Genomic DNA, 22,689 nt, shown 5'->3' with positions numbered 1-22,689 from the left:
AACTTCCGGATGCGGGCAGCGCCCGTCTCAACGACAGCCATCGGTCACACCTCCCGTTCTCCACACGACTGACCGCGGCAGCCGACGGCCACCGCGAGGAGCAAGCCCCACCCTAGAGGGGCTCGCTCTGCGGCACCACGGAATTTCGGCAGCCCATGCGCCGCCGGCCTTGCTGGAGGTCGCGCCGTCAGCCCCGCGGTCGTGAAGCGCCGCTGTGACCGGCCCGGCTGCGGCCCGGGAACAGCGGAGACATGTGTCAGAGTGGAGAGGCGAGACGACGACGTACGCGGACGGAGGAGACAGGAGAGGGCGGCCTGTCATGTCCATATATTTCGATCCCCACGGTTCGGCCATGGCCGGCTCCGTCCCCATCGACCGGCGGAGCGAGGAGTACGCGGACCTCTTTGGGCAGGCCCCGGTGATCTTCGCTGCGCTCAGCGGCCCGAGACACCTGCTGGAAGTGGCGAACTCGGCATTCTTCGAGACCCTGGGGTGCGACCGCGGGCGCGTCGGCGAGCCGGTCGGAGAGGTGATCCCGGAATTGGTTCCGCAGGGCGTCCTGGACCGGCTCGACGAGGTCTATCGCACCGGCACCGCATTCCGGGCCCGGGACGGGCGGCTGATGCTGGGAGAGCCGGGCAAGCAGCGGGAGGGGTTCTTCGACTTCACCTACGAGCCCCGGTGGGACGGGGCCGGCCGGATCGACGGGGTCGTGGTGATCGCGGTCGAGACCACCGCGTACCACGACGCGCATCTCCTGGCCTCGCAGCAGCGCGTGCTGCTGGAGCAGATCGCACGCGACGCCCCGCTCGCCGAGATCCTCGACGGCATGGCCACGGCGATCGAAGAGCTCTCCCCGGACATGATCGTCTCGGTACTGCTCGTCGATCCCGACGGACAGCACCTGCGGCACGGCACCGCACCGCGCCTGCCCGACTTCTACAACGAGGCGATCGACGGGGCACCCATCGGCGAGGGTGTCGGCTCGTGCGGCACGGCCGCCTACCGGCAGGAACCGGTGATCGTCACGGACATCGCCACCGATCCCCTGTGGAAGGACTACCGCGACCTGGCGCTGCGGGCCGGGGTCGCGGCGTGCTGGTCCACGCCGATCCAGGACACGGACGGCCGGCTGCTGGGCACCTTCGCGATGTACCACCGCACCCCCAAGGCTCCCACGGACAGGGATGTGACGCTCAGCGTCGCGTTCGCACGCATAGCCGCGCTGGCCATCGAACGCCACTGCGCAGTGGAGGCGAGGCGCGTCGCCCAGGAGCGTGAGAAGGCAGTCCGTGAGGATCTGGCCTTCCTGCTGGAAGCGAGCACCGCCATCACGGGCGAGACACACTATGCGGAGAGCCTGCAGTGCATGGCCAGGCTGACCGTTCCGGCCCTGGCGCCACTGTGTGCCGTCCATGTGGTCGAGCACGGCCGGACCCGCCGCATCGCCGTCGCCGCCTCGACCCGGGAGGGGGAACAGCTCCTCTCCCTCCCCGCGCTGTGCGACGACGTGGACGCCGCCGTCGCCCGCGTGCTGGCCTCCGGCGCCATCGAGATGGCCCACACGGGCAGCCCCTGCGCACAGCTCGGCGTCACGGGTTACGTGTGCGTGCCGCTGGCCACCCGGGGCCGTACGTTCGGCACGCTGACTCTCCTGGCCACCGCCCTGCCCCTGGACGGCCACACGATCGCCCTGGCCCAGGAGCTCGCCCGCCGGGCCGCTTCGAGTGCCGACAACGCCCACCAGTTCACCGACCGCGTCCGGCTGGCCCACGATCTGCAGGCAGGCCTGCTGCCTCCCGAGTTGCCCAGGATTCCCGGCGCGGCCTTGGCCGCCTCGTACCATCCGGCCGGTGAAGGACTCGACGTCGGCGGCGACTTCTACGACGTCTTCCCGCTGTCCGGTGACCGCTGGGCTTTCATGATCGGCGATGTGTCGGGGCGTGGCGCGCTGGCGGCCACCACCACCGGAATGGTCCGCCACACCGCACGCACCGCTGCCCGCCTCCTGAACGACCCGGCGGCGGTGGTCGCCGCGATCAACGACGCGTTGACGGCAGGCACCGCCGATGAGGACCAGTTCGTTTCACTCGTTTACGGCGTGCTGCGGCACTCCCCGTCTCACCTCGCGCTCAACCTGATTCGAGCGGGCCACGTACCGCCCCTCGTGCGTCGAGCCGACGGTACAGTCGAAGAACTCACGCAATCAGGCCTACTGTTGGGCATCCGCCCCGACCCCGGCTTCTGCCCGTGTGACATCGACCTGCACCGCGGTGACAGCCTGGTCCTGGTCACCGACGGCATCACCGAGGCTCGTTCCGCCGACGGCGAATTCTTCGGCGAGGACCGCTTGGCCGACGCGCTCGTCGCCGACGGGGCCACGACGTCCACTGCCGCCACCCTCATCGAGTCCATCACCGCCGCAGTCACCGTGTTCGCAGGCGATGCCACCCTCGACGACCGGGCCGCGCTGGTCGTCACCGCCACCTGATGGTCACAATGGCGCGGCAGCCATCGGTCACACCTCCCGTTGCCCACTCGCCGACAGCGGCGGCCAACAGCCACCGCACGAAGCGAGCCCGGCGCGGGATGCGCGCGCGTTCGGGCGCCACCGACTTTCTGACGGGGTCACAGGCCGCGCTGGTCGAGGAGCCTCATCAGGTTCCGCTTGCGCTTATGGCCGGCACGCGGAGCGGCAAGGTACGCCGTGAACTCGTCATCGGTGCCCAGGCGGTGGTGGCAGTCGCGCATGCTCAGCAGCGGGCCGGTCAGCTGCTCGTAGACGGCATTGCCCGTCTGCTTCATGAGCGGTCCGGCCAGCCGCCGGTAGACCCCGAGCGCGTCGGCGGGACGGACGGCACGGGTCCGGTCGGCGAGAGCGAGCCACTGCCGGTCATGCGCACGCGTTTCCGCCGCGCTCCCCCAGGCAGCGTCGACGTCCCCGTCGTCGAGCAGGGCATCCACCAGAACCGGGCCGCCGTACCAGGACCGCTGCCGCTGCCCGGCGTCGGCGCGCAGCAGCACGAGCGGCTGCTCCCGCTCGGCCTGCCGGCAACCGACCGTCCGCGCCGCCGTACGCAACCGCTGGTACGCGATCGGGGAGCGGCGGGCGGCGAACTGGACGCGGCGCAGGGCGACGGCACCACGGAGCCGGTTGGCGCGGGCGTAGCGGTCGCAGAGGCAGTCGATCAGAGCGATGTCGGGGGTGACGTCGTCGGGTGTTTCCTCTCTGCCGCGTTCCGCCCATCGCAAGGCCTCGTCCGGGCGGCCGGCGGTGTCCCGTTCGCGGGCGACGGCCAGGTGGGTGCTGCCGTCCGGGGCGAGGACGGCCGCGTGCACGGCGCCCCATCCGTCCACGTCTCCGTCTGCCTTGGCCAGCCGTTCCATCACGTACTTCTCCGCCCAGCCGGTGCGGTTGCGGCGCCAGGCGGCAGCCGCCGGCTCCTTTACCCGGGCCATCCCTTGGGCGCCCAGGACATCCTCGTAGTCGAGGGGATCGATGCCGGTGAGATCGTCCAGGTCACCGAGCAGGTGGCCGCGCGGCACGCCGCGAGGTGGGCTTCGGCGAGCGTGGCCCCGATGCGCCCCAGGTGACCGTCGGAGTCGTCGATCGCGTCCTGCGCCTCGCCCAGCAGCCGCATCGCCGTAGGCGTGGGCATTTTCCGCACGACGCGCTTTCCGTACGACACCTCCGTACGGCGCCTGTCCGTACCGCGGCTCAACCGGAGGCGCAGGACGCCCCGTTGAGTGTGAAGGAGTCCGGGGCCCGGTTCCTGTCCTGCCAGGTGGCGAGGAAGCCGAAGGACAGGGTGCCGTCTGCGGCGACGGTCTTGTTGTAGTCGGCGGCGGTGGCCGTGACGCGGGGGCCGTTCTGCTGGGCGGTGGCGTCCCACATCTGGCCGATCTGCTGGCCGTCGCGGAAGGCCCAGGACACGTTCCAGCCGGTGAGGGGCCGGTCGGTGGTGACGGTGACGGTGGCCTGGAAGCCGTCGGGCCACTGGTTGACGAGGTGGTAGGCGGCGCGGCAGGTGACGGCGGGAGCGGCGCTGGTGCTGCCGGGGCCGGGCTCGGGCGTGGCCGAGGAGGTGCCCTGTGGTTCGGGATCGGTCTTCCTGCGGTCGGAGCCGGCCGTCGTACGCGCTGCGGAAGGGGTGGTGGCGGGTGCCGTCGGCGAAGCGGGCTTCCGGGCCGTGGTGATGCTGGGGTCGGCGACCCGCTGTCCGTCGTCGTGAGCGGTGGCGGTGTCGCCGCGGGCGGCCGCGGCGTCGTCGCCGGAGCCGCCGAACGGCATCATCGACACGCCGAGCGCCAGCGCCGACAGCAGCACGGCCGCGGCGAGCAGGCCGCCGCGCAGGACGCGGCTGCGGCCGGTGCCCTCCTCCTCCGGATCGCCGGAGCCGGCGGCAGGCGCGCCGTCGGTGGGGCGGCCCGCGCCGAGGCGGACCTCGGCGGCGCGGCGGCGGCGCTCCAGGTAGGCGAGGCCGCCCCAGCCGATCACCCCGCCGGCCAGCGCGGCGGGCAGTCCACCGCCGTGCAGCCGCAGACAGGCGGCGGCCTCGGCACACCGCACACAGGTCGCGAGGTGCCGGGAGAGGTCGTCGGGGGCGTCGGCGGCCGGTGAGCGGGTGACCGCGTCCAGCAGCCGGGCGTAGGAGCGGCACCGCGCGTCCAGCGGGCTGTCGAGGTGGGCGCGGTGGCAGCGGTCCCGGAACAGGGTGCGGACCTGGTCGAGTTCGTCGGCGACGGTGGCCGGGTCCAGGCCGAGCCGGCGGGCGACGGCGGGCAGCGGCAGCGCCTCCACCTCGGCCAGCCAGAGCAGCGCGGCGTCGGCCTCCTGCATGTCCCTCAGGCCGCGCAGCGCGACCGGGCGCTCCAGCGGCCGGCCCGTATAGCGGGCGGCGGTACCGGAGTTGAGCCACAGCCTGAGGTCGGGGTCGAGCTTGTGCCCCTGCCCGTCGGCCTCCCAGGCGGCGGCGGTGTCGCGTACGGCGGTGAGCAGCGCCGGGATGGTGGGCAGCCGTGCGGTACGGCGGCCCGCGCCCCGCACATGGGTGCGCGCGGCGGCGCGGACCTCGCGCATGCCGAGCGTGAAGGCCTCGGTGGCCAGTTGTTGGGCCGTCAGGGAGCCGGAGGTGCACAGGTCCGCGTAGCTGAGCACCGCGTCCCAGCCCTCCGAGAACAGCGCGGCCTCGGTGGCGTCCTGAGGGGTCGGCAGGTCGGGCATGGGACTCCTGCATCCACGAGCAAGGTCAACTCACCACTGAGGAAAGGGAGTTAGCGGGAACCTCGCGGCAGTGCACAGAGCCTTTCACGCCCTCGACACAACTGACAAGCGCCCTGTTCACATCCGGTTACCGTTGGTGGTGACGCGGATGCGCGACGCGATGAGCCCATGACTCCGCCCTCCTGTACGGATGCGGGCGCCGTTCCGCTCACCGCCCCGCCGGACCGGTGAACGGGATCACGCCTGGGCCGGTGCCTCCGTGGGTTCGTCCGCGGGCAGGCTGTCCATGAAGGAGCTGACGGAGAAGACCGCGCGGCCGGGTCCGGGCAGGCCGTAACCGGGGGGCGAGGAGAGCCCGAAGTCGTCCATCGTCTGGCGATAGGCCTGGAGCAGCCGGATGTGGTACTCCAGCGGCGCGCCCTGCGGGTTGGCCTTGCCGAGCGGCGTGGTGGGCTCCGGGCACCAGGTGGTGAAGCGCGGCGTGATGCCGTGCGACATGAAGAAGCGCAGCCCCTCGGTGGTCGACTCGATCGCCTCGTCCACCGTCGTGAACCCGAACGGCTCGGCCATCTCCACGCCCGCGACGAAGTTGGGGATCACATTGCGCGCGCCGAACACCTCGGCGGAGTCCAGGATCCGCTTGTGCCACTCGTCCCGGCCGACGTACCGCTCCTTGCCCGGGCAGTACAGCTCGAACAGCCGCCGGTCCCACACCTCGAAGTTGGGGTGGTAGATCTGGACGCCGTAGTCCTTGAACCGCTGCACGTCGTCACGCGGCAGCGCCTGGGCCACGACCTTGCCGATCCAGCGCCCGGGGAAGCGCTCCTCGATCGCCTTGGCGTAGTGGCCGTAGAAGTCCGCCTCGTCGCGCCCGGCGACGGTCCTGGTGATCGCGCCACCGGTCAGCGTGTACGCGGTGGAGGCCTTCTGGGTGTCGTACCGGTCGATGATCTCAAGGGCCTCCAGTACCTCCTCGACGTCCTTGACACCGGTATACGGCCGTCCGGCCGCCTTGTGCTGGCGCCAGTTGTGGTTGATGTCGCAGTACTGGCACTCCTCCTTGGCGCCGAAGTACTGGCAGACCCGGAAGACGGTGAGGTAGATCAGATAGCCCCACTGGATGGTCGGAGCCACCTCCATCACGGACTTTCCGTTGGAGAGGGTGTGCCGGTAGTACTCCGGCATGGGCGGCACCCCGACGTCGGCGATGCGCTTCCCGTCGAGGTAGAGGCCGAGCAGCCCCTCGTCGTCGGCGGCCACCCGGTACGGCGAGGCCGGGTTCACCCGTACGGAGACGACGGTGCGGCGCAGATCGTACGGGCCGCCGGTGAGGATGATCTCCTCCGGGGGCCGCCGCAGCGCGGCCTCGCCCAGCTCGGGCAGGGTGCCGTGGTCGAAGGAGAAGATGAAGTACGACTTCGGCTTGACCTCGCCGCTCTCGTTGTCACTGAGGGCGGACGGGTCGAAGGCGACGCCGCCGCGGAGCAGGTCCTCCTTGAAGACGGCCTCCCGTGGCACATGCGGGAAGCGCTCCATCAGATCCTCGACCAGCGCGGTACGACTGCCCATCCGTCTGTCTCCTCCCGGCTCAGGCGTACGTCTCACACCGTATGCCCCCGTCTGCGGCTCAGCCGTGCCGGGTCCCCGCACGGCGGGCGATGTGTTCTGGTACGGCGGTCCCGGCCGGCAGCGCCGGGTCCGGCTCCGGGGTGCCCCACACCGTGGTCAGCGGCAGGACTCCGGCCCACAGGCCAAGGGCCGCGTCGGGCCCGTCGCCGTCGTCCGGGGCGCCCGTGCGGATCTTGACGGAGGCCTCCTCCAGGGAGAGGGCGAGGACAGTGGTGGCGGCCAGTTCCTTGCGGCTGGGGCGGCGGGCGTACGACCACTGGCCCGGCGCGGAGTGCTCGGTCAGCAGGCGCAGGCCCGCCAGCTTCTCCTCGGGGTCGGTGACCTTGCGGGCCATGCCGTGGATCACGGCGCTGCGGTAGTTGACGCCGTGCTCGAAGACGGACCGGGCGAGCACGAGCCCGTCGACATGGGTCACGGTCACGCACACCGGGGTGTCACCGGCGAGGCTGCGGCTGGCGACGGATCCGTGCAGATACAGCCACCGTTCGTCCCGCCCGTACACCGTCGGCACGACGAGCGGCCGCCCGTCGACCAGCACGCCGAGATGACAGACGAAGGCGGCGTCGAGGATCGTCTCCAGCTCCGCCCGCTCCAGGCTGCCCTGCTCGCGCAGCCTGCGGTGACGGGTGCGGTCGGTGACGGGCAGCCGGTCGGGAAGCGGTTCCTGGGTCATGCGCCGAAAGGTACCGATATCGCATTAGGAAGGCCACCGGGATTTTGAATGCGTCGACTAAGTCAGCCATGGCAACGAAATCCGCAGCAGGCTCCCCGGTGGAACAGGGCGGATGAGAGGGTCGGCACACAGGCACGCGCACGCCACGCACACGTAAGCACCCGCGCCCCTCCGGGAGGGACTCACCGATGTCAGGGACGGCCGGGACCGCCGGGGCGGTCACCAACTGGGCGCGCACCATCACGTACACCGCGCGCGCCTTCCACCGCCCGGGCACGCTCGACGCGCTCGCGGCGCTGGTGGCGGGCAGTGCACGGGTGCGGGTGCTGGGCAGTGGGCACTCCTTCAACCGGATCGCCGATCCGGGCCCGGACGGTGTGCTGCTGTCCACCGCCGGGCTGCCGCCGGTGACCGAGGTCGACACGGCCGCGCGCACGGTCCGGGTGTCGGGCGGGGTGCGCTACGCCGAACTGGCCCGGGCGGTCCATGCGCACGGGCTCGCCCTCCCCAACATGGCCTCCCTGCCGCACATCTCGGTGGCCGGTTCGGTGGCGACCGGCACACACGGCTCGGGGGTGGACAACGGGCCGCTGGCCTCGGCCGTCCGGGAGGTGGAGCTGGTCGTCGCGGACGGCTCGGCGGTCACGATCGGCCGGGGTGACGCGCGGTTCGACGGAGCCGTGACCTCGCTCGGCGCGCTCGGCGTCGTCACCGCGCTCACCCTCGACCTGGAGCCGGCGTACGAGGTGGAGCAGCACGTCTTCACCGAACTCCCGCTGGACGGGCTGGACTTCACCGCCGTGTCGGCCGCCGGGTACAGCGTGAGCCTGTTCACCGACTGGCGGGAGCCGGGCTTCCGGCATGTATGGGTCAAGCGGCGCACCGACCAGCCGGCGGTGCGCTTCCCGTGGGCGGCGCCCGCCGGGGTGCCGGTGCACCCGGTGCCAGGGATGCCCGCGACCCACTGCACCGAGCAGTTGGGCGTACCGGGACCGTGGCACGAGCGACTGCCGCATTTCCGGGCGGAGTTCACACCGAGCAGCGGGGCGGAGATCCAGTCGGAGTATCTGCTGCCGCGGTCGGCCGCCGTCGATGCGCTGTACGCAATCGACGGCATACGCCCGGCGGTCGCCGGTGTACTGCAGACCTGCGAGGTGCGTACGGTCGCCGCCGACCCGCAGTGGCTGAGCCCGGCTCACGGACAGGACTCGGTGGCGCTGCACTTCACCTGGGTTCCGGACGAGGCGGCCGTCCTGCCGGTGGTGCGCCGGCTGGAGGAGGCGCTGGCTCCCTTCGACCCGCGGCCGCACTGGGGGAAGGTGTACGAGATCCCGTCGGCGGTCGTCCGTGGACGGTATACACGCCTCGCCGACTTCCGGGCCCTGGCCCGCTCCCTGGATCCGGCCGGGAAGTTCGCCAACACCTTCGTGAGGGATCTCCTGGACGGCTGACGGCCGTGTGCCGGCCCAGGAGCGGCCCTCCGCCACCGAGGACTTTCTCCAGCCCCTTTCCTAACCCCTTGTCGAAAGCGACTCCCAGCCCATAACCTGGCGCCCGCGCCGGTGCCGTCGTAGCCCCGGCCTGGACGGGATGGGACGAGGATGGGATCGAAGGGGCAGCCGCGTGAAGCGCACATCACGTGACATCCGCACCGCGAACCGCTATGAGGTGCTGCGCCAGATCATCGCCGCATCCCCCACCTCCCGGCAGGAGCTGGCCGCCGCCACCGGGCTGAGCCTGGCCACGGTCGCCACGCTGGTCGGCGAGCTGCTGGAGCTCCGCATGATCACCGAGGTGGGTTTCGAGGACTCGGCCGGCGGCCGGCCCCGGGGCCTGGTGGCCGTCAACGCGTCGGGGGGCGCGTTGATCGGCGTCGACATCGCGGAGACCTATGTCCATGTCGAGCTGTTCGACCTGGCGTTGAACGTGCTGGCCCGGGCCGACGAGGACATGCGGACCGGCGAGAGCCGTCCGGAGCAGGTGGTCGGCCATGTCGCCGCCGCCGTCGACTCGGTGGTGGCGCAGGCCGGCATCGAGGCGGCCCGGGTGCTCGGCGTCGGGGTGAGCGTGCCGGGCCAGGTGGACCGGGACACCGGCGTCGCCGAGTACGCGCCCAACTGGGACTGGCACGACGTACCGTTGCTCGATCTGCTCGCCGAACACATCGCGTATCCGCTGCACCTGGACAATCCGCTGCGCGCGTGCGCGGTGGCCGAGCTGTGGTTCGGGGCCGCGCGGGGCCGTGGGGACGCGGTCGTGGTCAACCTGGGCACGGGGGTCGGTGCCGGTCTCGCCCTCGGCGGCGGACTGCACCGGGGGGTGAGCAACAGCGCCGGCGAGTGGGGCCACACCACGCTCGTGCTGGACGGGCGGCTGTGCCACTGCGGCAACCACGGCTGTGTCGAGACGTACGTCGGCGCGCCGGGCATCATGCAGAATCTGCGTGAACTGAGCCCGCGTTCCCCCTTGTTGCATCCCGAGGACCAGACGGCCACCGTGGACGCGCTGGCGCGCGCGGTCGCCGCGGGCGACCCGGTGGCGGTCAAGGTGGTCCGGGACACCGCACGGTACCTGGGCGCCGGTATCTCCGATCTGATCAACCTGCTCAACCCCGAAGTGGTCGTGCTCAGCAGCTGGGTCGCCGCCCGGCTGGGCGAGCCGCTGCTGGCCGAGGTCCGCCAGGCCGTCGCCCGGCACGCGCTGCGCCGCCCGCTGGCCGCCACCGAGATCGTCCTCTCCCCGATCCCCACCGACCCGGTGTCCCTCGGCGCGGCCACGTTCGCGCTGGAAGGGGCGCTGCAGTCCGTCGGGCAGCGGCGCACCCCGCAGAAGAAATGAACACGCGAGGTAACCACCAAGCGCACCACCACCCCGCAAGGAGCCGTACCGCACCGCCTTCATGACGACGGAAGGGATGCACGTGTCTCACCCCCGTAAGAGATCCCTGCTGCTGACAGCCTCCGCCGCACTGGCCGTCACCGCAGCCCTCCTCACCTCCCCGCCCGCGAGTGCCGACGCCGCCCCGGCCGCCGCCGAGGTCTCTCCCCACGCCGCCCAGACCATCGACAACATCGGCGCGTCCGGCGCCTGGTGGGTCAACGACCTCCAGCACTTCGACCCGAAGGTCCAGGCCCGGGTCGCCCAACTCCTCTTCGCTCCACAGGGGTTGCACCTCAGCTCGTACCGGTACAACATCGGCGGCGGTGGAGTCGCCGTCACCACCCCGGCCCGCGCCGCCGAGGACTTCCTCAAGTCCGACGGCTCGTACGACTGGAGCAAGGACAACGGCGGTCAGACGTTCCTGAAGTACGCCGCGCGCTACGGCGTGAAGGACCTGATCGGCTTCGTCAACAGCGCGCCCGCCCGGTGGACGGCCAACGGCAAGAGCTGCGGCGGCTGGCTGAAGGCGGAGAACGAGAGCGACTTCGCGAAGTACGTGGCCGACGTGACCGATCACTTCGCGCGGCAGGGCGTACGGCTCGACTACATCAGCCCCTTCAACGAACCGGACAACAGCTTCGCCGACTGCGGCCAGGAGGGCATGCCGGTACCGGTCGACCAGCGCGACGACATCGTGCGCGCGCTGGGTGCCGAGCAGCGGGCCCGGCACCAGAAGACGGGCATCATCGCGGACGAGTCCAGCAAGACCACGCAGTTCACCAGCGAGGTCCCGCAGTGGATGGCGCAGCCGGGCACCGCGCAGTACGTCGCCAAGCTGGCCCACCACACGTACAACAACCCGGACGACGGCCAGCTCGGCAACGTCTACGAGACGTCGAAGTCGGTCGGCAAGGCGCCCTGGGCCACCGAGATCTGCTGCTTCGGCAAGGGCAGCACGGGCTGGAACCAGGAGTACGACCCGACCATCGACAACGCCCTGCTGATGTCGCGGATCATCTACAAGGACTTCGCGACCGCGCACGACTCGGCGTTCCAGTGGTGGGTGGCGCTCGCCAGCGGCTACGGCACCGACCCGGCCACCCGGAACGACCAGGGCTGGAACGACGGCCTGATCTACTACGACCCCGGCTACGCGACGAACGGCGACCAGAAGCTGTACTTCACCAAGCGGTACTACGCGCTGGGCCAGTACAGCAGGTTCGTCCGGCCGGGCTCGGTCGCGCACAACGTGACCGGGGCTCCGGACGGCGTCGAGGTGTCGTCGTACGACCGGAACGGCCAGTGGGTCGTCGTGGTCAACAACCACAACTCCACCGACACCGCGCTGAACCTGCACTTCGCCGGCAAGGCGCCGGTGCGGACCGCTCAGGCGGTGCGGACCTCGGCGGACGAGAACTGGGCGAGGGTCGCGAAACCGGCCGTCAGCGACGGGACCGTGCACGCCACGCTCGCCGCCCGCTCGATCACGACGTACGTCTTCGACCAGAAGGGCGCCGGCGGTTCGGCGCTGACCGGCGCCCTGGTGGGCAGGCAGTCGGGCAAGTGCCTGACCGCCGGTGCCTCGGGCGCCGCGATCGGCTCGTGCACGGGCGCGGCGGATCAGTCGTGGTCGTACGACGCACAGGGCACCCTGAAGGGCGCCAACGGCTATCTGACGGCGGGCAGTTCGGGTCTGGTGGCGGCCTCCACGGCCACCGGTGACGGCACGCAGCGCTGGCTGCTGAACGCCAACGGGCAGATCGTGAACGAGGCGTCGGGCAAGTGTCTCGACGTCGGCGGACAGGCGACCGCCGACGACAGCAAGGTGATCCTCTACAGCTGCGACGGCGGCGACAACGAGGCCTGGACCAGGCGGTAGGCCCGCTCCCCCATGGACCGAAGGGCCGCCGGCCACACCCCTGACCCGGCGGCCCTTAACTCCCGTACCCCACCTCATTGTTCGTGATCCCGAACCACACGCAACGCTTCGAACAGACTTCGTCCAACCCCTTGCTGAAGCCTTAGCCGAAGGTTAACGTCCCGCACCGCACCCCGCGTTCAAGCCACTTGGCCTCCGCGCACAGAGCCGCACGCCGCACCACCACAGACAAGGACGTCAGCATGCCGGCACAGAGCAACAGCACCTGGGACCGCCGTTCGATACTCCGGGCCGCCGCCGGTCTGGCCGTCGCCGCCCCGCTCGCCGCGTGCGGCAGCAACAACGGACGTGGCGGAGGCAGCGGGTCGGGCAAGCAGCTCACCCAGATGTTCCATGCCTACGGCGAGCCGGGCGTGGAGCAGGCGGTCAAGCGGTACGCGGCCGCGTACAAGAACGCGAACGTGACCACGCAGTGGATCACCAGTGCCGACTACGAGAGCAAGCTGTTCGCCACGCTGCTCACCAAGAACGCGCCCGACGTGTTCGAGTTCCACCCGCAGATCCAGCTGGTCAAGAGTGGTCAGGTGGCGGACCTGAGCGACCTCGTCGACCCGGTCAAGGACGACTTCGACCAGGCCGACATCAAGTCGCACACGGTGGACGGCAAGATCTACGGCATCCGGATGATCGACGACCCGCAGTTCTTCTTCTACCGGCCCTCGCTCTTCGAGAAGGCCGGCGTCAAGGTTCCGGAGACCTTCGACGAGCTGATCGAGGCCGCCGCCAAGCTCACCACCGGCAAGACCAAGGGCGTGTATCTCGGCAACGACCTGCACGCGGTCATCAACCCGCTGATCTGGTCCGCGGGCGCCGACACTCTGGGCGACAAGAACGAGATCGCCTACCACACCCCCGCCGTCGTCGAGGGCCTGAAGAAGCTGCGCACGCTGTTCGCCAGCGGCCATCTGCTCCTGGGCGCCCCGACCGACTTCTGGGACCCCTCCTCGCTCAGCCAGGGCCTGTGTGCCATCCAGTTCTGCGGCATGTGGGCGATGCCGCAGTTCCAGCAGGCGCTCGGCGACGACCTCGGGATCTTCCCCTTCCCGAAGACCGTCGATTCCGGCAAGCCCTCGGTCTACAACGGCGGCTGGTCGATGTTCGTCAACGCCAAGGGCGACAACGTCGAAGCGGCCAAGGAGTACGTCAAGTGGCTGTGGCTCGACCAGAAGCAGTACCAGGAGGACTTCGCGACGTCGTACGGCTTCCACATCCCGCCGCGCACCTCGATCGCCGCCTCGGCCACCAAGCTCAAGTCCGGCCTGCCCGCGCAGGGTGTCAAGCTCTTCAACGACTACGGGCACTTCGACAACATCGGCTGGACCCAGGCCATGATGCAGGCGACGTGGGACGTCATCGCCGACTGCGTCCGCAGGAACGGTGATCCGGAGGCGGCTCTCGACACGTGCGACAAGACCGTGGGCCGCGAGCTGAAGAAGCTCTTCGGATAGGCCGGCGGACGGAGCACGACATGTCGACGACGACCAAGCCCGCCCTCGCGAGCCCCGCCCCGGCGAAGGCGCGGCCGGCCAGGACCTGGCGGGGCCTGCGGGGCAGCCGTACCTTCAACTTCTGGCTCTTCATCAGCCCCTTCCTCGCCGGGCTGGTCATCTTCATCTACGTGCCGATCGGCTGGAGCGTCTACCTCAGCTTCTTCGACGCCCGCTACACGGTCACGCCGTCGAAGTTCATCGGCTTCGACAACTACACGTACATGCTGACGGACCCCAAGTTCGTCCACTCGCTCGGCACCTTCACCGTCTTCGCCGCGTTCATCGTGCCGACCACCTGGGCGGTGTCGCTGGGGCTCGCCCTGCTGGTGAACCGGCTCCGGTTCATGCGGGCGTTCTTCCGGTCGGTGTTCTTCCTGCCGACCGCGTGCAGTTATGTCGCCGCGTCGCTGATCTGGAAGATGTCCCTGTTCAGCGGGGTCCGCTTCGGCCTGATGAACACGGTCCTCGGCTGGTTCGGGATCGACAACATCGCCTGGCTGGCCAGCCCCAGTCCACCCTGGTACTGGCTGGTCATCGTCACGGCGAGGCTGTGGCTGCAGTCCGGCTTCTACATGATCCTGTTCCTGGCCGCGCTGCAGAACATCCCGGCCGAGCTGTACGAGGCCGCAGCCATCGACGGCGCCAGGCCGGGCTGGCAGACCTTCCGGCACATCACGCTGCCCCAGCTGCGCGCCACGTCGACCGCGGTGATCCTGCTGCTGCTCATCGCCGCCTACCAGGCCTTCGACGAGTTCTTCAACCTGCTCGACAAGACGACGTGGGGCCGGCCGCCGCTGGTCGAGCTGTACTACACCGCCCTGGGCACGGAACAGGACTACGGCGCCGGCAGCGCGGGCGCCGTCATTCTGACCGCGCTGATCGTCGTCGTGACCCTGTTCCAGGGCAGGCTCATGGGCTTCGGAAGGGGCGAGGACTCGAAGTGACCACGAAACGCAGGGGCGGGGTGATGGGCAACACGGGCCTCTACATCGCCACCGGTGTCGCCGCCTTCCTCTTCCTGATCCCGTTCTATGTGCTGCTCCGCAACGCCCTGACCACCGACGCCAAGATCACCGGAGAGCACTGGGAGTTCTTCCCCACGCACCTCCAGTGGGGCAACATCGGCGAGCTGTTCGACGACCAGTCGGTACCGTTCGCCCGGTCGCTGCTCAACTCCACGATCGTCGCCGTCTCCATGACGGTCGGCATCCTGCTGGTGTGCTCACTCGCGGGCTACGCCCTGGCCCGCATCCCGTACCGGCACGCCAACAAGATCTTCTACGTCGTCCTGGGCACCCTGATGGTCCCGACCTCGGTGACGTTCGTACCCAGCTTCGTGCTGGTGTCGTCCCTCGGCTGGGTGGACAGCTACCGGGGGCTGATCGTTCCGGGCCTCTTCAGTGGTTTCACCTGCTTCCTGTTCCGGCAGTACTTCCTCGGGTTCCCCAAGGAGCTGGAGGAGGCGGCACGCGTGGACGGGCTCGGCCACTGGGGGGCGTACTGGCGGGTCGTCGTCCCCAACTCGCTGAACTTCTTCGCCGCGATCGCCACGATCACCTTCATCAACGGCTGGAACGCCTTCCTGTGGCCACTGGTCATCGGGCAGGATCCGAACTCGTGGACCGTCCAGGTCGCGCTCTCCTCGTACATCACCAACCAGACCGTCGTCTTCCACGAGATCTTCATGGCGGCCGCCATTTCCATCCTGCCGTTGCTGTTCGTGTTCCTCTTCCTCCAGCGCTGGCTGGTGCAGGGGATCGCGCAGACCGGAATCAAGGGCTGAGCTAGGAGAACGATGTCCTTCCACACCCACACCGTCACCGATTACGTCGAGGACGTCTCGCCGGGCTCCGGGGCGCTGCCGCCGCGCGCCTGGTACGCGTGCTCGGACGCCCCGTCCCTGTCACTGAACGGAAACTGGCGTTTCAGGCTGTCGCCGACGGCCGGCTCCGAGGACGACTCCTTCGCCGCGGAGGGGTACGACGCCGGTGACTGGGCGGAGATCGCGGTCCCCGGCCACTGGGTCCTCCAGGGGCACGGTTCCCCCATCTACACCAACCACCTCTACCCGTTCCCGGTCGACCCGCCCCGGGTGCCGACCGAGAACCCGACCGGCGATCATCTGCGCGTCTTCGACCTGCCGGCGGACTGGCCGGACCTCGCCGAGGGCGGCGCGGTGCTGCGCTTCGACGGGGTGGAGTCCTGCGCCCGGGTGTGGCTGAACGGTACGGACCTCGGCGAGTTCAAGGGCTCCCGGCTGCCGCACGAGTTCGCGGTCGGCCCTCTGCTGAAGACTGTGGACAACGTACTGGCGGTCCGCGTCCACCAGTGGTCGGCCGGTTCCTACCTGGAGGACCAGGACCAGTGGTGGCTGCCGGGCATCTTCCGTGACGTCACCCTGCTGCACCGCCCGGCGCGCGCCGCCCTCGACTTCTTCGTGCATGCCTCGTACGACCACCTGGCCGGCACCGGCACCCTGCGCGTCGACTCCGATGTCGACGGCCGGGTCACGGTGTCCGAGCTGGGCATCGACATCGCGACCGGCGACAGCGTGACCGTGCCGGTCGAGGCGTGGTCGGCGGAGACACCCAGGCTGTACAAGGGCGAGCTGGACACCGAGGGTGAGCGGGTGCCGCTGCGGATCGGTTTCCGTACCGTCGAGCTGTCGGACGGGCTGATCAAGGTCAACGGCAGGCCGGTGCTGTTCAAGGGCGTCAACCGGCACGAATGGCATCCGGAGCAGGGCCGTGCCCTCGATCCGGAGACCATGCGCGAGGACGTACTGCTGATGAAACGGCACAACGTCAATGCCGTCCGCACCTCCCACTACCCGCCGCACCCGGCCTTCCTCGACCTGTGCGACGAGCTGGGCCTGTGGGTGATCGACGAATGCGACCTGGAGACGCACGGCTTCACCGAGCAGGGCTGGCGGGACAACCCCGTCGACGACGACCGCTGGACCCCGGCCCTGCTGGACCGGGCGTCCCGTATGGTCGAACGCGACAAGAACCATCCGTCGGTCGTCATCTGGTCCCTCGGCAACGAGGCCGGCACCGGCCGGGGCCTGACCGCGATGGCCGAGTGGATCAAGGACCGGGACTCCTCCCGTCCCGTCCACTACGAGGGCGACCCCACCTGCCGTGACACCGACATGTACTCGCGGATGTACGCCGATCACGCCGAGGTCGAGCGGATCGGCCGCGGCCTGGACGGCGGCACCCTCAAGCGCCGCCAACTGCCCTTTGTCCTCTGCGAGTTCGCGCACGCCATGGGCAACGGCCCCGGTGGACTCGCCGACTACCAGCGGCTGTTCGAGTCGTACGCCCGGCTGCAGGGCGGGTTCGTCTGGGAGTGGATCGACCACGGGATCGCGCATCCGGAGCTGGGCTTCGCCTACGGTGGCGACTTCGGCGAGGAGCTGCACGACGGCAACTTCATCTGCGACGGCCTGCTCTTCCCGGACCGGCGGCCCTCCCCCGGCCTGGTGGAGTACAAGAAGGTGATCGAACCCGTCGGCATCGCCAGTGAGGCGGGCGACGGCACGGTCCGGATCACCAACAAGCAGGACTTCGCCGACCTGTCGGCGCTGGCCTTCTCGTGGTCGTACGAGGTCGACGGGGAACCGGTGGAGTCCGGCGCCCTGTCGGTGCCGGCGCTGGCGCCCGGCGAGTCCGCCGACGTCAAGCTGCCCGCGCCGCCGGCCGGGGCGCCGACCGGCGAGGCCCACTGGACGGTCCGGGCCGCCCTGGCGGAGGACGCCCCCTGGGCGTCCAGGGACCATGTCGTGGCCTGGGGTCAGATCCCGGTGTCGGAGCGGAGGGTGCCGGTGGTCGCGGCGACCGCCCGGCCGGCGTCCGGCGGCGGAGTGATCACGCTCGGACCCGGCACCTTCGACGCCCGCACCGGCGCCCTGACGGCTGTGGGCGATGTGCCCCTCTCCGGGCTGCGCCTGGACGTGTGGCGGGCGACGACCGACAACGACGACGGCGCGCCCTGGCAGCCCGACCTGCGCTACGGGCTGCTGTGGCGGGGGCTCGGCCTGCACCGGATGCGGCACCGGCTGGACGCGGTGGAGAGCGGCGAGCACGCGCTGACGGTCCGTACCCGTGTGGCACCGGCGGCGCGGGAGCTGGGGCTGTCGACGGTATACCGCTGGACGTCGGACGGAGACCGACTGCGGTTGACCGTATACACCGTCCCGGAGGGCGACTGGCCGGTTCCGCTGCCCCGGCTAGGCATCCGCTTCGGGCTGGCCGCGGCCGACCGTGTCCGATGGTTCGGCGGTGGCCCCGGTGAGGCGTATCCGGACACCAGGATGGCGTCGGCGGTGGGCCGTTGGCAGTCGACTGTGGACGATCTGCAGACGCCCTATGTCCGCCCCCAGGAGAACGGCGCCCGGATCGATGTCCGCTGGGCGGAGCTGGGCGGTCTGCGCATCGAGGGCGACCCGGCGTTCTGTCTGACCGCCCGCCGCTGGACCACCGAGCAGTTGGACGCCGCCACGCATCTGAGCGACCTCACCCAGGGGGACACGGTCTGGGTCAACCTCGACCACGGCCAGCACGGCGTCGGCTCCCAGTCCTGCGGTCCGGGCCCGCTGCCCCAGTACCATCTGCGGGCCGAACCGGCGGAGTTCTCCTTCGTGTTCTCCACCGCCCCCGCCCCGGAGGCCAGTTGACCGGCGCGGCCGCGAGGTGTCCGCCGAGTTGGCGTCCCGTCCGGGGCGGTTGCCGTGTCACCGCTCCCCCGCAGTGCCGGACACGGTCAGGAGACACCCTGGGGATTCACTGAACGCTGGATCCGGCGGTGCGGATCGGGGTGGCGAGGGCGGTGACGGCGAGCAGGACGCAGGTGGCGCCCGCGGTCAGTGCAGCCGGTGTGGTGCCCCAGCGTTCGGCGGCCCAGGTGAGGAGGGCGGCGCCGACGGGGGCGGCGGAGTACTGGAGGGTCCAGTAGGCGGAGGTGACCCGGCCCAGCAGGTGCTCCGGGGTGACCTCCTGACGCAGGGACATCGAGCAGGTGCCCGCGATGCCGACGCCGGCGAGGAAGCCGGCGGCGAGGACCGCGACCGCGGGCACGGTGCCGACCCAGCCGAGGCCGGCACAGGTCAGCCCGCACAGCGCGGTCGCGCCGATCCAGGCGGGGCCGAACCCGAGCAGACGGCGGAGCCGGGCGACGAGCAGGGATCCGGCGATGGTGCCGAGCGCGCCGGCCGCCATGACGGTGCCGACCGTGCCGTCGTCGTGGCCGAGGTCGTGCTTGAGGTGGTAGATGACCAGGTCGTTCAGGCCGAGAGTGAGGAAGCTGAAGCCGAACAGCAGCGCCGTGAGCGAGCGCAGCAGCGGGTGCCGGTACAGGAAGGCGACTCCGGTACGCAGGTCCTGCCGGACGGTGCTGCGGCCGGGCACGGGGGTGTCGTCACCGGCCCGGGCGCTCAGTCGTACCCAGCGCATACACACCGCGGAGGCCGCGAAGCTGGCCGCGTCGACGGCGACGGCGCCGGCCGGCCCGCTCCAGGCGGCGACCAGCCCCGCGCCCACCGGTCCGAGCACTCCGGCGGCCGCGGCGGTGGCGTTCAGCCGGCCGTTGGCCTCGGTGAGCCGGGCGGCGGCGACGAGAGCGCGGACGACGGTGACGTAGCCGACGGCGAAGAACATGCCGACGGCCTCGCAGACCGGCAGCACCGCGTACAGCAGCCAGATGGCGGGGCCGAAGGCCCACACGAGCGGGATCACGCCGTACAGGACCATGCGGACGAGGTCGCAGGTGATGAGGAGCCGGCGCCGGTCCACCCGGTCCACCACAGTCCCGGCGAAGACGGCGGCGAGAACAGCGGCACCCCCGCCCACGGCGGTCAGCAGCCCCATTCGGGCCACGGACCCGGTGGCCTCCAGAACCAGCAGCGGAAGGGCGATCAGCGCGAAGGAGTCACCGAGGACGGAGAGGGCATGAGCACCCCAGAAGACGACGAAGTCCCGCTGGCACCACAGGGGTTGGTCGTCCGCGCGCTGCCCCTGGGCAGCGCTACGGCTGCTCCCCTCGTGTGTCTCGTGTCCCACCGTTCCCCCCTTTCGGCGCCCGGCCACCCTACGCCGCGTGCCGGGGCGGACCGGCGACCCGCGGCGTACGTCGTCCGGAGTGACCGCTGTGGTAAGGGAGTTGAGGTTGTCGTCGGGTGCCGCGCGTCCGCAAGGACCGGTCCTGCGGACCGGCCGTGGTCCCCGTGCTCAGGCCGGGCGCCGGTCGTTCGCCGCTCGGGGATGCGGCATCGCGGAGGGCGGCAGCGTCCAGGTGTAGGCGTCCGGGGCGAAGGCATGCAGGCGCTTGACGAGGGTGCCGGTCGACCAGGGCCAGCAGAAGGTGTTGACGCCCGGGACGCCGAAGTAGTAGCCGCTTCCGCCGCCGGTGTTGTAGACGGTGGTGCGCAACGCCCCGTGCAGGGCCTGCTGGTGGGCCTCCTCGGCCTCCGGCCTGACATCCAGGGCGGCGCATCCACTGGTGCGCAGGCGGGTGAGGGCGGTGGTGATGTAGCGGAGCTGGGCTTCGACGACGGTGGGGACGGCGGTCGTGCCGGTGAGCAGGTTCGGGCCGATGAGGAGGAAGAGGTTGGGGTATCCGCTGACACTGGTGCCCAGGTAGGCCCGCCGGCTGTCGGCCCAGGTCCGGGCCAGTGTGGTGCCGTTGGTGCCGTACAGGCGACGGGCGAGCGGGATGTCGCCGATGTGGTATCCGGTGGCGAGCACGATGACGTCGGCGCGGGTGCGGGTGCCGTCGGCGCCGATGACGTGGGAACCCTCCACGGCGGTCACGCGGGTGGGCCGCAGCCGTACGTTGGGCCGGGTGAGGGCGGGGTAGTAGGTACTGGAAGTGATCAGGCGGCGGCCGCCGAAGCGATAGGTGGGAGTGAGGGCGTGCCGCAGCGTGCGGTCCGGTACGGAGGTGCGCAGGTGGAGGCGGGCTGCCGCTTCCAGGGGCCGCAGGAGTCGGGGGTGACGCAGGGGGAAGCCGATGGCTTCCTGGGTCCAGTGGTGCATCCCGCGCAGTGCACGGCGTGCCGCCGGGTGGCTTCCGAGGAAGCGATGGAGGCCCGGAGGGAGGGGGTAGTCGGGTTTCGGGAGTACCCACTGCGGTGTGCTCTGGAAGACGTCCACGTGCGCCGCCTTCGGCTGGATCTCGGGCAGGAACTGGACCGTTGACGCTCCGGTGCCCACCACGGCGACACGGCGTCCGGTCAGGTCGGCGTCGTGGTTCCAGCGGGCGGAGTGGAAGGCGGTGCCGGTGAACGTGTCGAGGCCGGGGAGGTCGGGGTCACGGGGCCGGTGCCAGGGGCCGGTGGCGACGATCACGGCACGGGCCGTGTGCGTACCCGAGGTGGTCTCCAGGTCCCAGCGGTGCACGCCCGGATCCCAACGGGCGCTCATCACCTCGGCGTTGTAGCGGATGACCCGGTCCACCTCATGCGTCGCCGCGGTGGTCTCAAGGTAGTCGAGAATCTCGGACCGGTCGGCGAAGCACCGGCTCCAGGGGTTGGGGGCGAAGGAGTACTCGTACAGCATCGACGGCACGTCGCATCCGCACCCGGGGTAGGTGTTGTCGCGCCAAGTCCCGCCGAGACGACCGGACTTCTCCAGGACCACGATGTCGTCGATCCCGGCACGGCGCAGTGCGATCACGGCGGCCACGCCGGAGAGCCCGGCTCCGATGACGACGACCTCAGCCACGACAGCCCCCAACTAGTCACTCACAGCGACTGATCGTAGGGCTCTCGGTAATCGGGTAGGAGTGACAATCAGAAGCCTTACCTCATACGAGTGACTTCACCGGACAGGCGGCATTCGAGTCACTTTCTCATGCTCTGCTGCCATTTATGACGATAAGGGATGAACTCCCCTACCCCAGTGGCTGGTTCTGGCTGGCCCGTTCGCGCGAGCTCGCCCCCGGCACCGTCCTGACCCTCCGCTTCATGGGCGACGACATCGTCCTCTACCGCACCCGTGACGGCCGGCCCCGCGCTGTGGACCCCTACTGTCCGCACCTCGGCGCTCATCTCGGAGCGGGCGGCACCGTGCACGGCCAGAATCTCGTGTGCCCCTTCCACCACTTCACCTTCGCCCCCGACGGCACCTGCGTCGGCACGCCCGACGGCCCGCCGCCGCGCGCCCGTCTGCGGCACCACACCCTCCGCGAGCGCAACGGCTTCGTCTTCGTCTGGTACGAGCCGGAGGGCGCCCCACCCACCTGGGAAGTCCCCGACACCGCCCAGGCCGGAGTCATTCCGACGGCCGCATGGAGCACACAGGTGCGCACCTACGCCCAGGACATCATCGAGAACAGCCTCGACTACCGGCATCTGCCCGTCCTGCACCACGTGAGCGTACGAGAACTCGACCCGCCGACGCCCGAAGGCCCCCTCATGCGCACACGGCTGCGTCTCGGTCCGGACCGGCCTCGGGCCCTGAAGCAGAGGTTCCAGGCCGACCACTCGATGCTCATGGCGGGCCTGGGATGCCTCCGCGTCGAGATGCCGCTCCCCTCGCTCGGCCTCATCAGCTACCTGTGGGCCATGCACACACCGAGCGGGCCCCGGCACACCCGCATGCTGGTCGCGACGGCCTGTACGGACCTCCGCAAGCCGGACGCCACCTCCGCATCGCCGCCCCGGCGGGCCCTGCACCGGGCCTTCGCCCGCACGATGCTGACAACCGCGGTCAGCAAGGTCCGCCAGGACCTCAGGATCTGGAACACCAAACGCTACGAGCCGCGCCCCCGCCTCGCCGCCGGCGACGAGACCATCGGCCTCTTCCGCCACTGGGCCCGCCAGTTCTACCCCTCACCCTGAGGCTCCGGTTTCCTG

15 protein-coding genes are annotated in these 22,689 nt (G+C 70.5%); 9 read left to right on the top strand and 6 right to left on the bottom strand.

From position 1 onward, the window contains the following. Positions 1 to 352: 352 nt before the first annotated feature. Entirely contained in the window at positions 353 to 2,491 is a 2,139-nt protein-coding gene (locus AV521_RS24300; RefSeq protein ID WP_179023354.1) for a SpoIIE family protein phosphatase, read from the top strand. Positions 2,492 to 2,628: 137 nt separating this feature from the next. Here the strand turns inward: AV521_RS24300 and AV521_RS24295 are convergent, their stop codons facing one another. From AV521_RS24295 to AV521_RS24280, 4 genes are all read right to left on the bottom strand, one after another. Next, entirely contained in the window at positions 2,629 to 3,546 is a 918-nt protein-coding gene (locus AV521_RS24295) for a hypothetical protein (protein ID WP_076090726.1), read from the bottom strand. Positions 3,547 to 3,718: 172 nt separating this feature from the next. Beyond that, positions 3,719 to 5,224, bottom strand: a complete 1,506-nt coding sequence (locus tag AV521_RS24290) for a cellulose-binding domain-containing protein (protein WP_076090725.1) — start codon at positions 5,222 to 5,224, stop codon at positions 3,719 to 3,721. Positions 5,225 to 5,461: 237 nt separating this feature from the next. Beyond that, positions 5,462 to 6,793: a radical SAM protein gene (locus AV521_RS24285; protein ID WP_076090724.1), complete on the bottom strand. Its 1,332-nt coding sequence runs from the start codon at positions 6,791 to 6,793 to the stop codon at positions 5,462 to 5,464. A 58-nt stretch (positions 6,794 to 6,851) separates the two neighbouring features. After that, positions 6,852 to 7,526: a pyridoxamine 5'-phosphate oxidase family protein gene (locus AV521_RS24280; RefSeq protein WP_076090723.1), complete on the bottom strand. Its 675-nt coding sequence runs from the start codon at positions 7,524 to 7,526 to the stop codon at positions 6,852 to 6,854. Between the two features lie 188 nt (positions 7,527 to 7,714). Here AV521_RS24280 and AV521_RS24275 point away from each other — a divergent pair, with 188 nt between their 5' ends. The 7 genes from AV521_RS24275 to AV521_RS24245 all read left to right on the top strand — a co-directional run bounded on the left by AV521_RS24275 (position 7,715) and on the right by AV521_RS24245 (position 18,513). Beyond that, positions 7,715 to 8,977, top strand: coding sequence for an FAD-binding protein (locus tag AV521_RS24275; RefSeq protein WP_076090722.1), 1,263 nt, complete (start codon positions 7,715 to 7,717; stop codon positions 8,975 to 8,977). Between the two features lie 139 nt (positions 8,978 to 9,116). Then, positions 9,117 to 10,364 carry an ROK family transcriptional regulator gene (locus AV521_RS24270; RefSeq protein ID WP_179023352.1) on the top strand — a complete coding sequence of 416 codons (1,248 nt, stop codon included), beginning with the start codon at positions 9,117 to 9,119 and terminating at the stop codon, positions 10,362 to 10,364. A 76-nt stretch (positions 10,365 to 10,440) separates the two neighbouring features. Continuing rightward, positions 10,441 to 12,285 (top strand): glycoside hydrolase, encoded by a 1,845-nt coding sequence (locus AV521_RS24265; RefSeq protein ID WP_079249387.1) that lies wholly within the window; start codon positions 10,441 to 10,443, stop codon positions 12,283 to 12,285. Between the two features lie 242 nt (positions 12,286 to 12,527). Continuing rightward, entirely contained in the window at positions 12,528 to 13,793 is a 1,266-nt protein-coding gene (locus AV521_RS24260; protein WP_076090719.1) for an ABC transporter substrate-binding protein, read from the top strand. 20 nt (positions 13,794 to 13,813) lie between these two features. Beyond that, a complete protein-coding gene (locus tag AV521_RS24255; protein WP_076090718.1) occupies positions 13,814 to 14,779 on the top strand; it encodes a carbohydrate ABC transporter permease in 966 nt (321 codons plus the stop codon). Positions 14,780 to 14,802: 23 nt separating this feature from the next. Continuing rightward, positions 14,803 to 15,618, top strand: a complete 816-nt coding sequence (locus AV521_RS24250; protein ID WP_076090717.1) for a carbohydrate ABC transporter permease — start codon at positions 14,803 to 14,805, stop codon at positions 15,616 to 15,618. A gap of 12 nt (positions 15,619 to 15,630) precedes the next feature. After that, positions 15,631 to 18,513 carry a glycoside hydrolase family 2 TIM barrel-domain containing protein gene (locus tag AV521_RS24245; RefSeq protein WP_076090716.1) on the top strand — a complete coding sequence of 961 codons (2,883 nt, stop codon included), beginning with the start codon at positions 15,631 to 15,633 and terminating at the stop codon, positions 18,511 to 18,513. Between the two features lie 106 nt (positions 18,514 to 18,619). Here AV521_RS24245 and AV521_RS24240 read toward each other — a convergent pair whose 3' ends face one another. Both AV521_RS24240 and AV521_RS24235 read right to left on the bottom strand, forming a co-directional pair. Next, positions 18,620 to 19,825, bottom strand: a complete 1,206-nt coding sequence (locus AV521_RS24240; RefSeq protein WP_076090824.1) for an MFS transporter — start codon at positions 19,823 to 19,825, stop codon at positions 18,620 to 18,622. Between the two features lie 237 nt (positions 19,826 to 20,062). Beyond that, entirely contained in the window at positions 20,063 to 21,556 is a 1,494-nt protein-coding gene (locus AV521_RS24235) for an NAD(P)/FAD-dependent oxidoreductase (protein ID WP_079249385.1), read from the bottom strand. Positions 21,557 to 21,702: 146 nt separating this feature from the next. Between AV521_RS24235 and AV521_RS24230 the strand changes: the two genes are divergently transcribed. Then, on the top strand, positions 21,703 to 22,674 hold the full coding sequence (locus AV521_RS24230; RefSeq protein WP_076090714.1) for a Rieske 2Fe-2S domain-containing protein: 972 nt from the start codon (positions 21,703 to 21,705) through the stop codon (positions 22,672 to 22,674). The last annotated feature ends 15 nt before the right edge of the window (positions 22,675 to 22,689 follow it).

Source organism: Streptomyces sp. IMTB 2501 (assembly GCF_001953885.1).
Lineage (GTDB): Bacteria > Actinomycetota > Actinomycetes > Streptomycetales > Streptomycetaceae > Streptomyces.
Note: the sequence above shows the minus strand (reverse complement) of the source record. Positions and strands in the feature narration are given on the sequence as shown.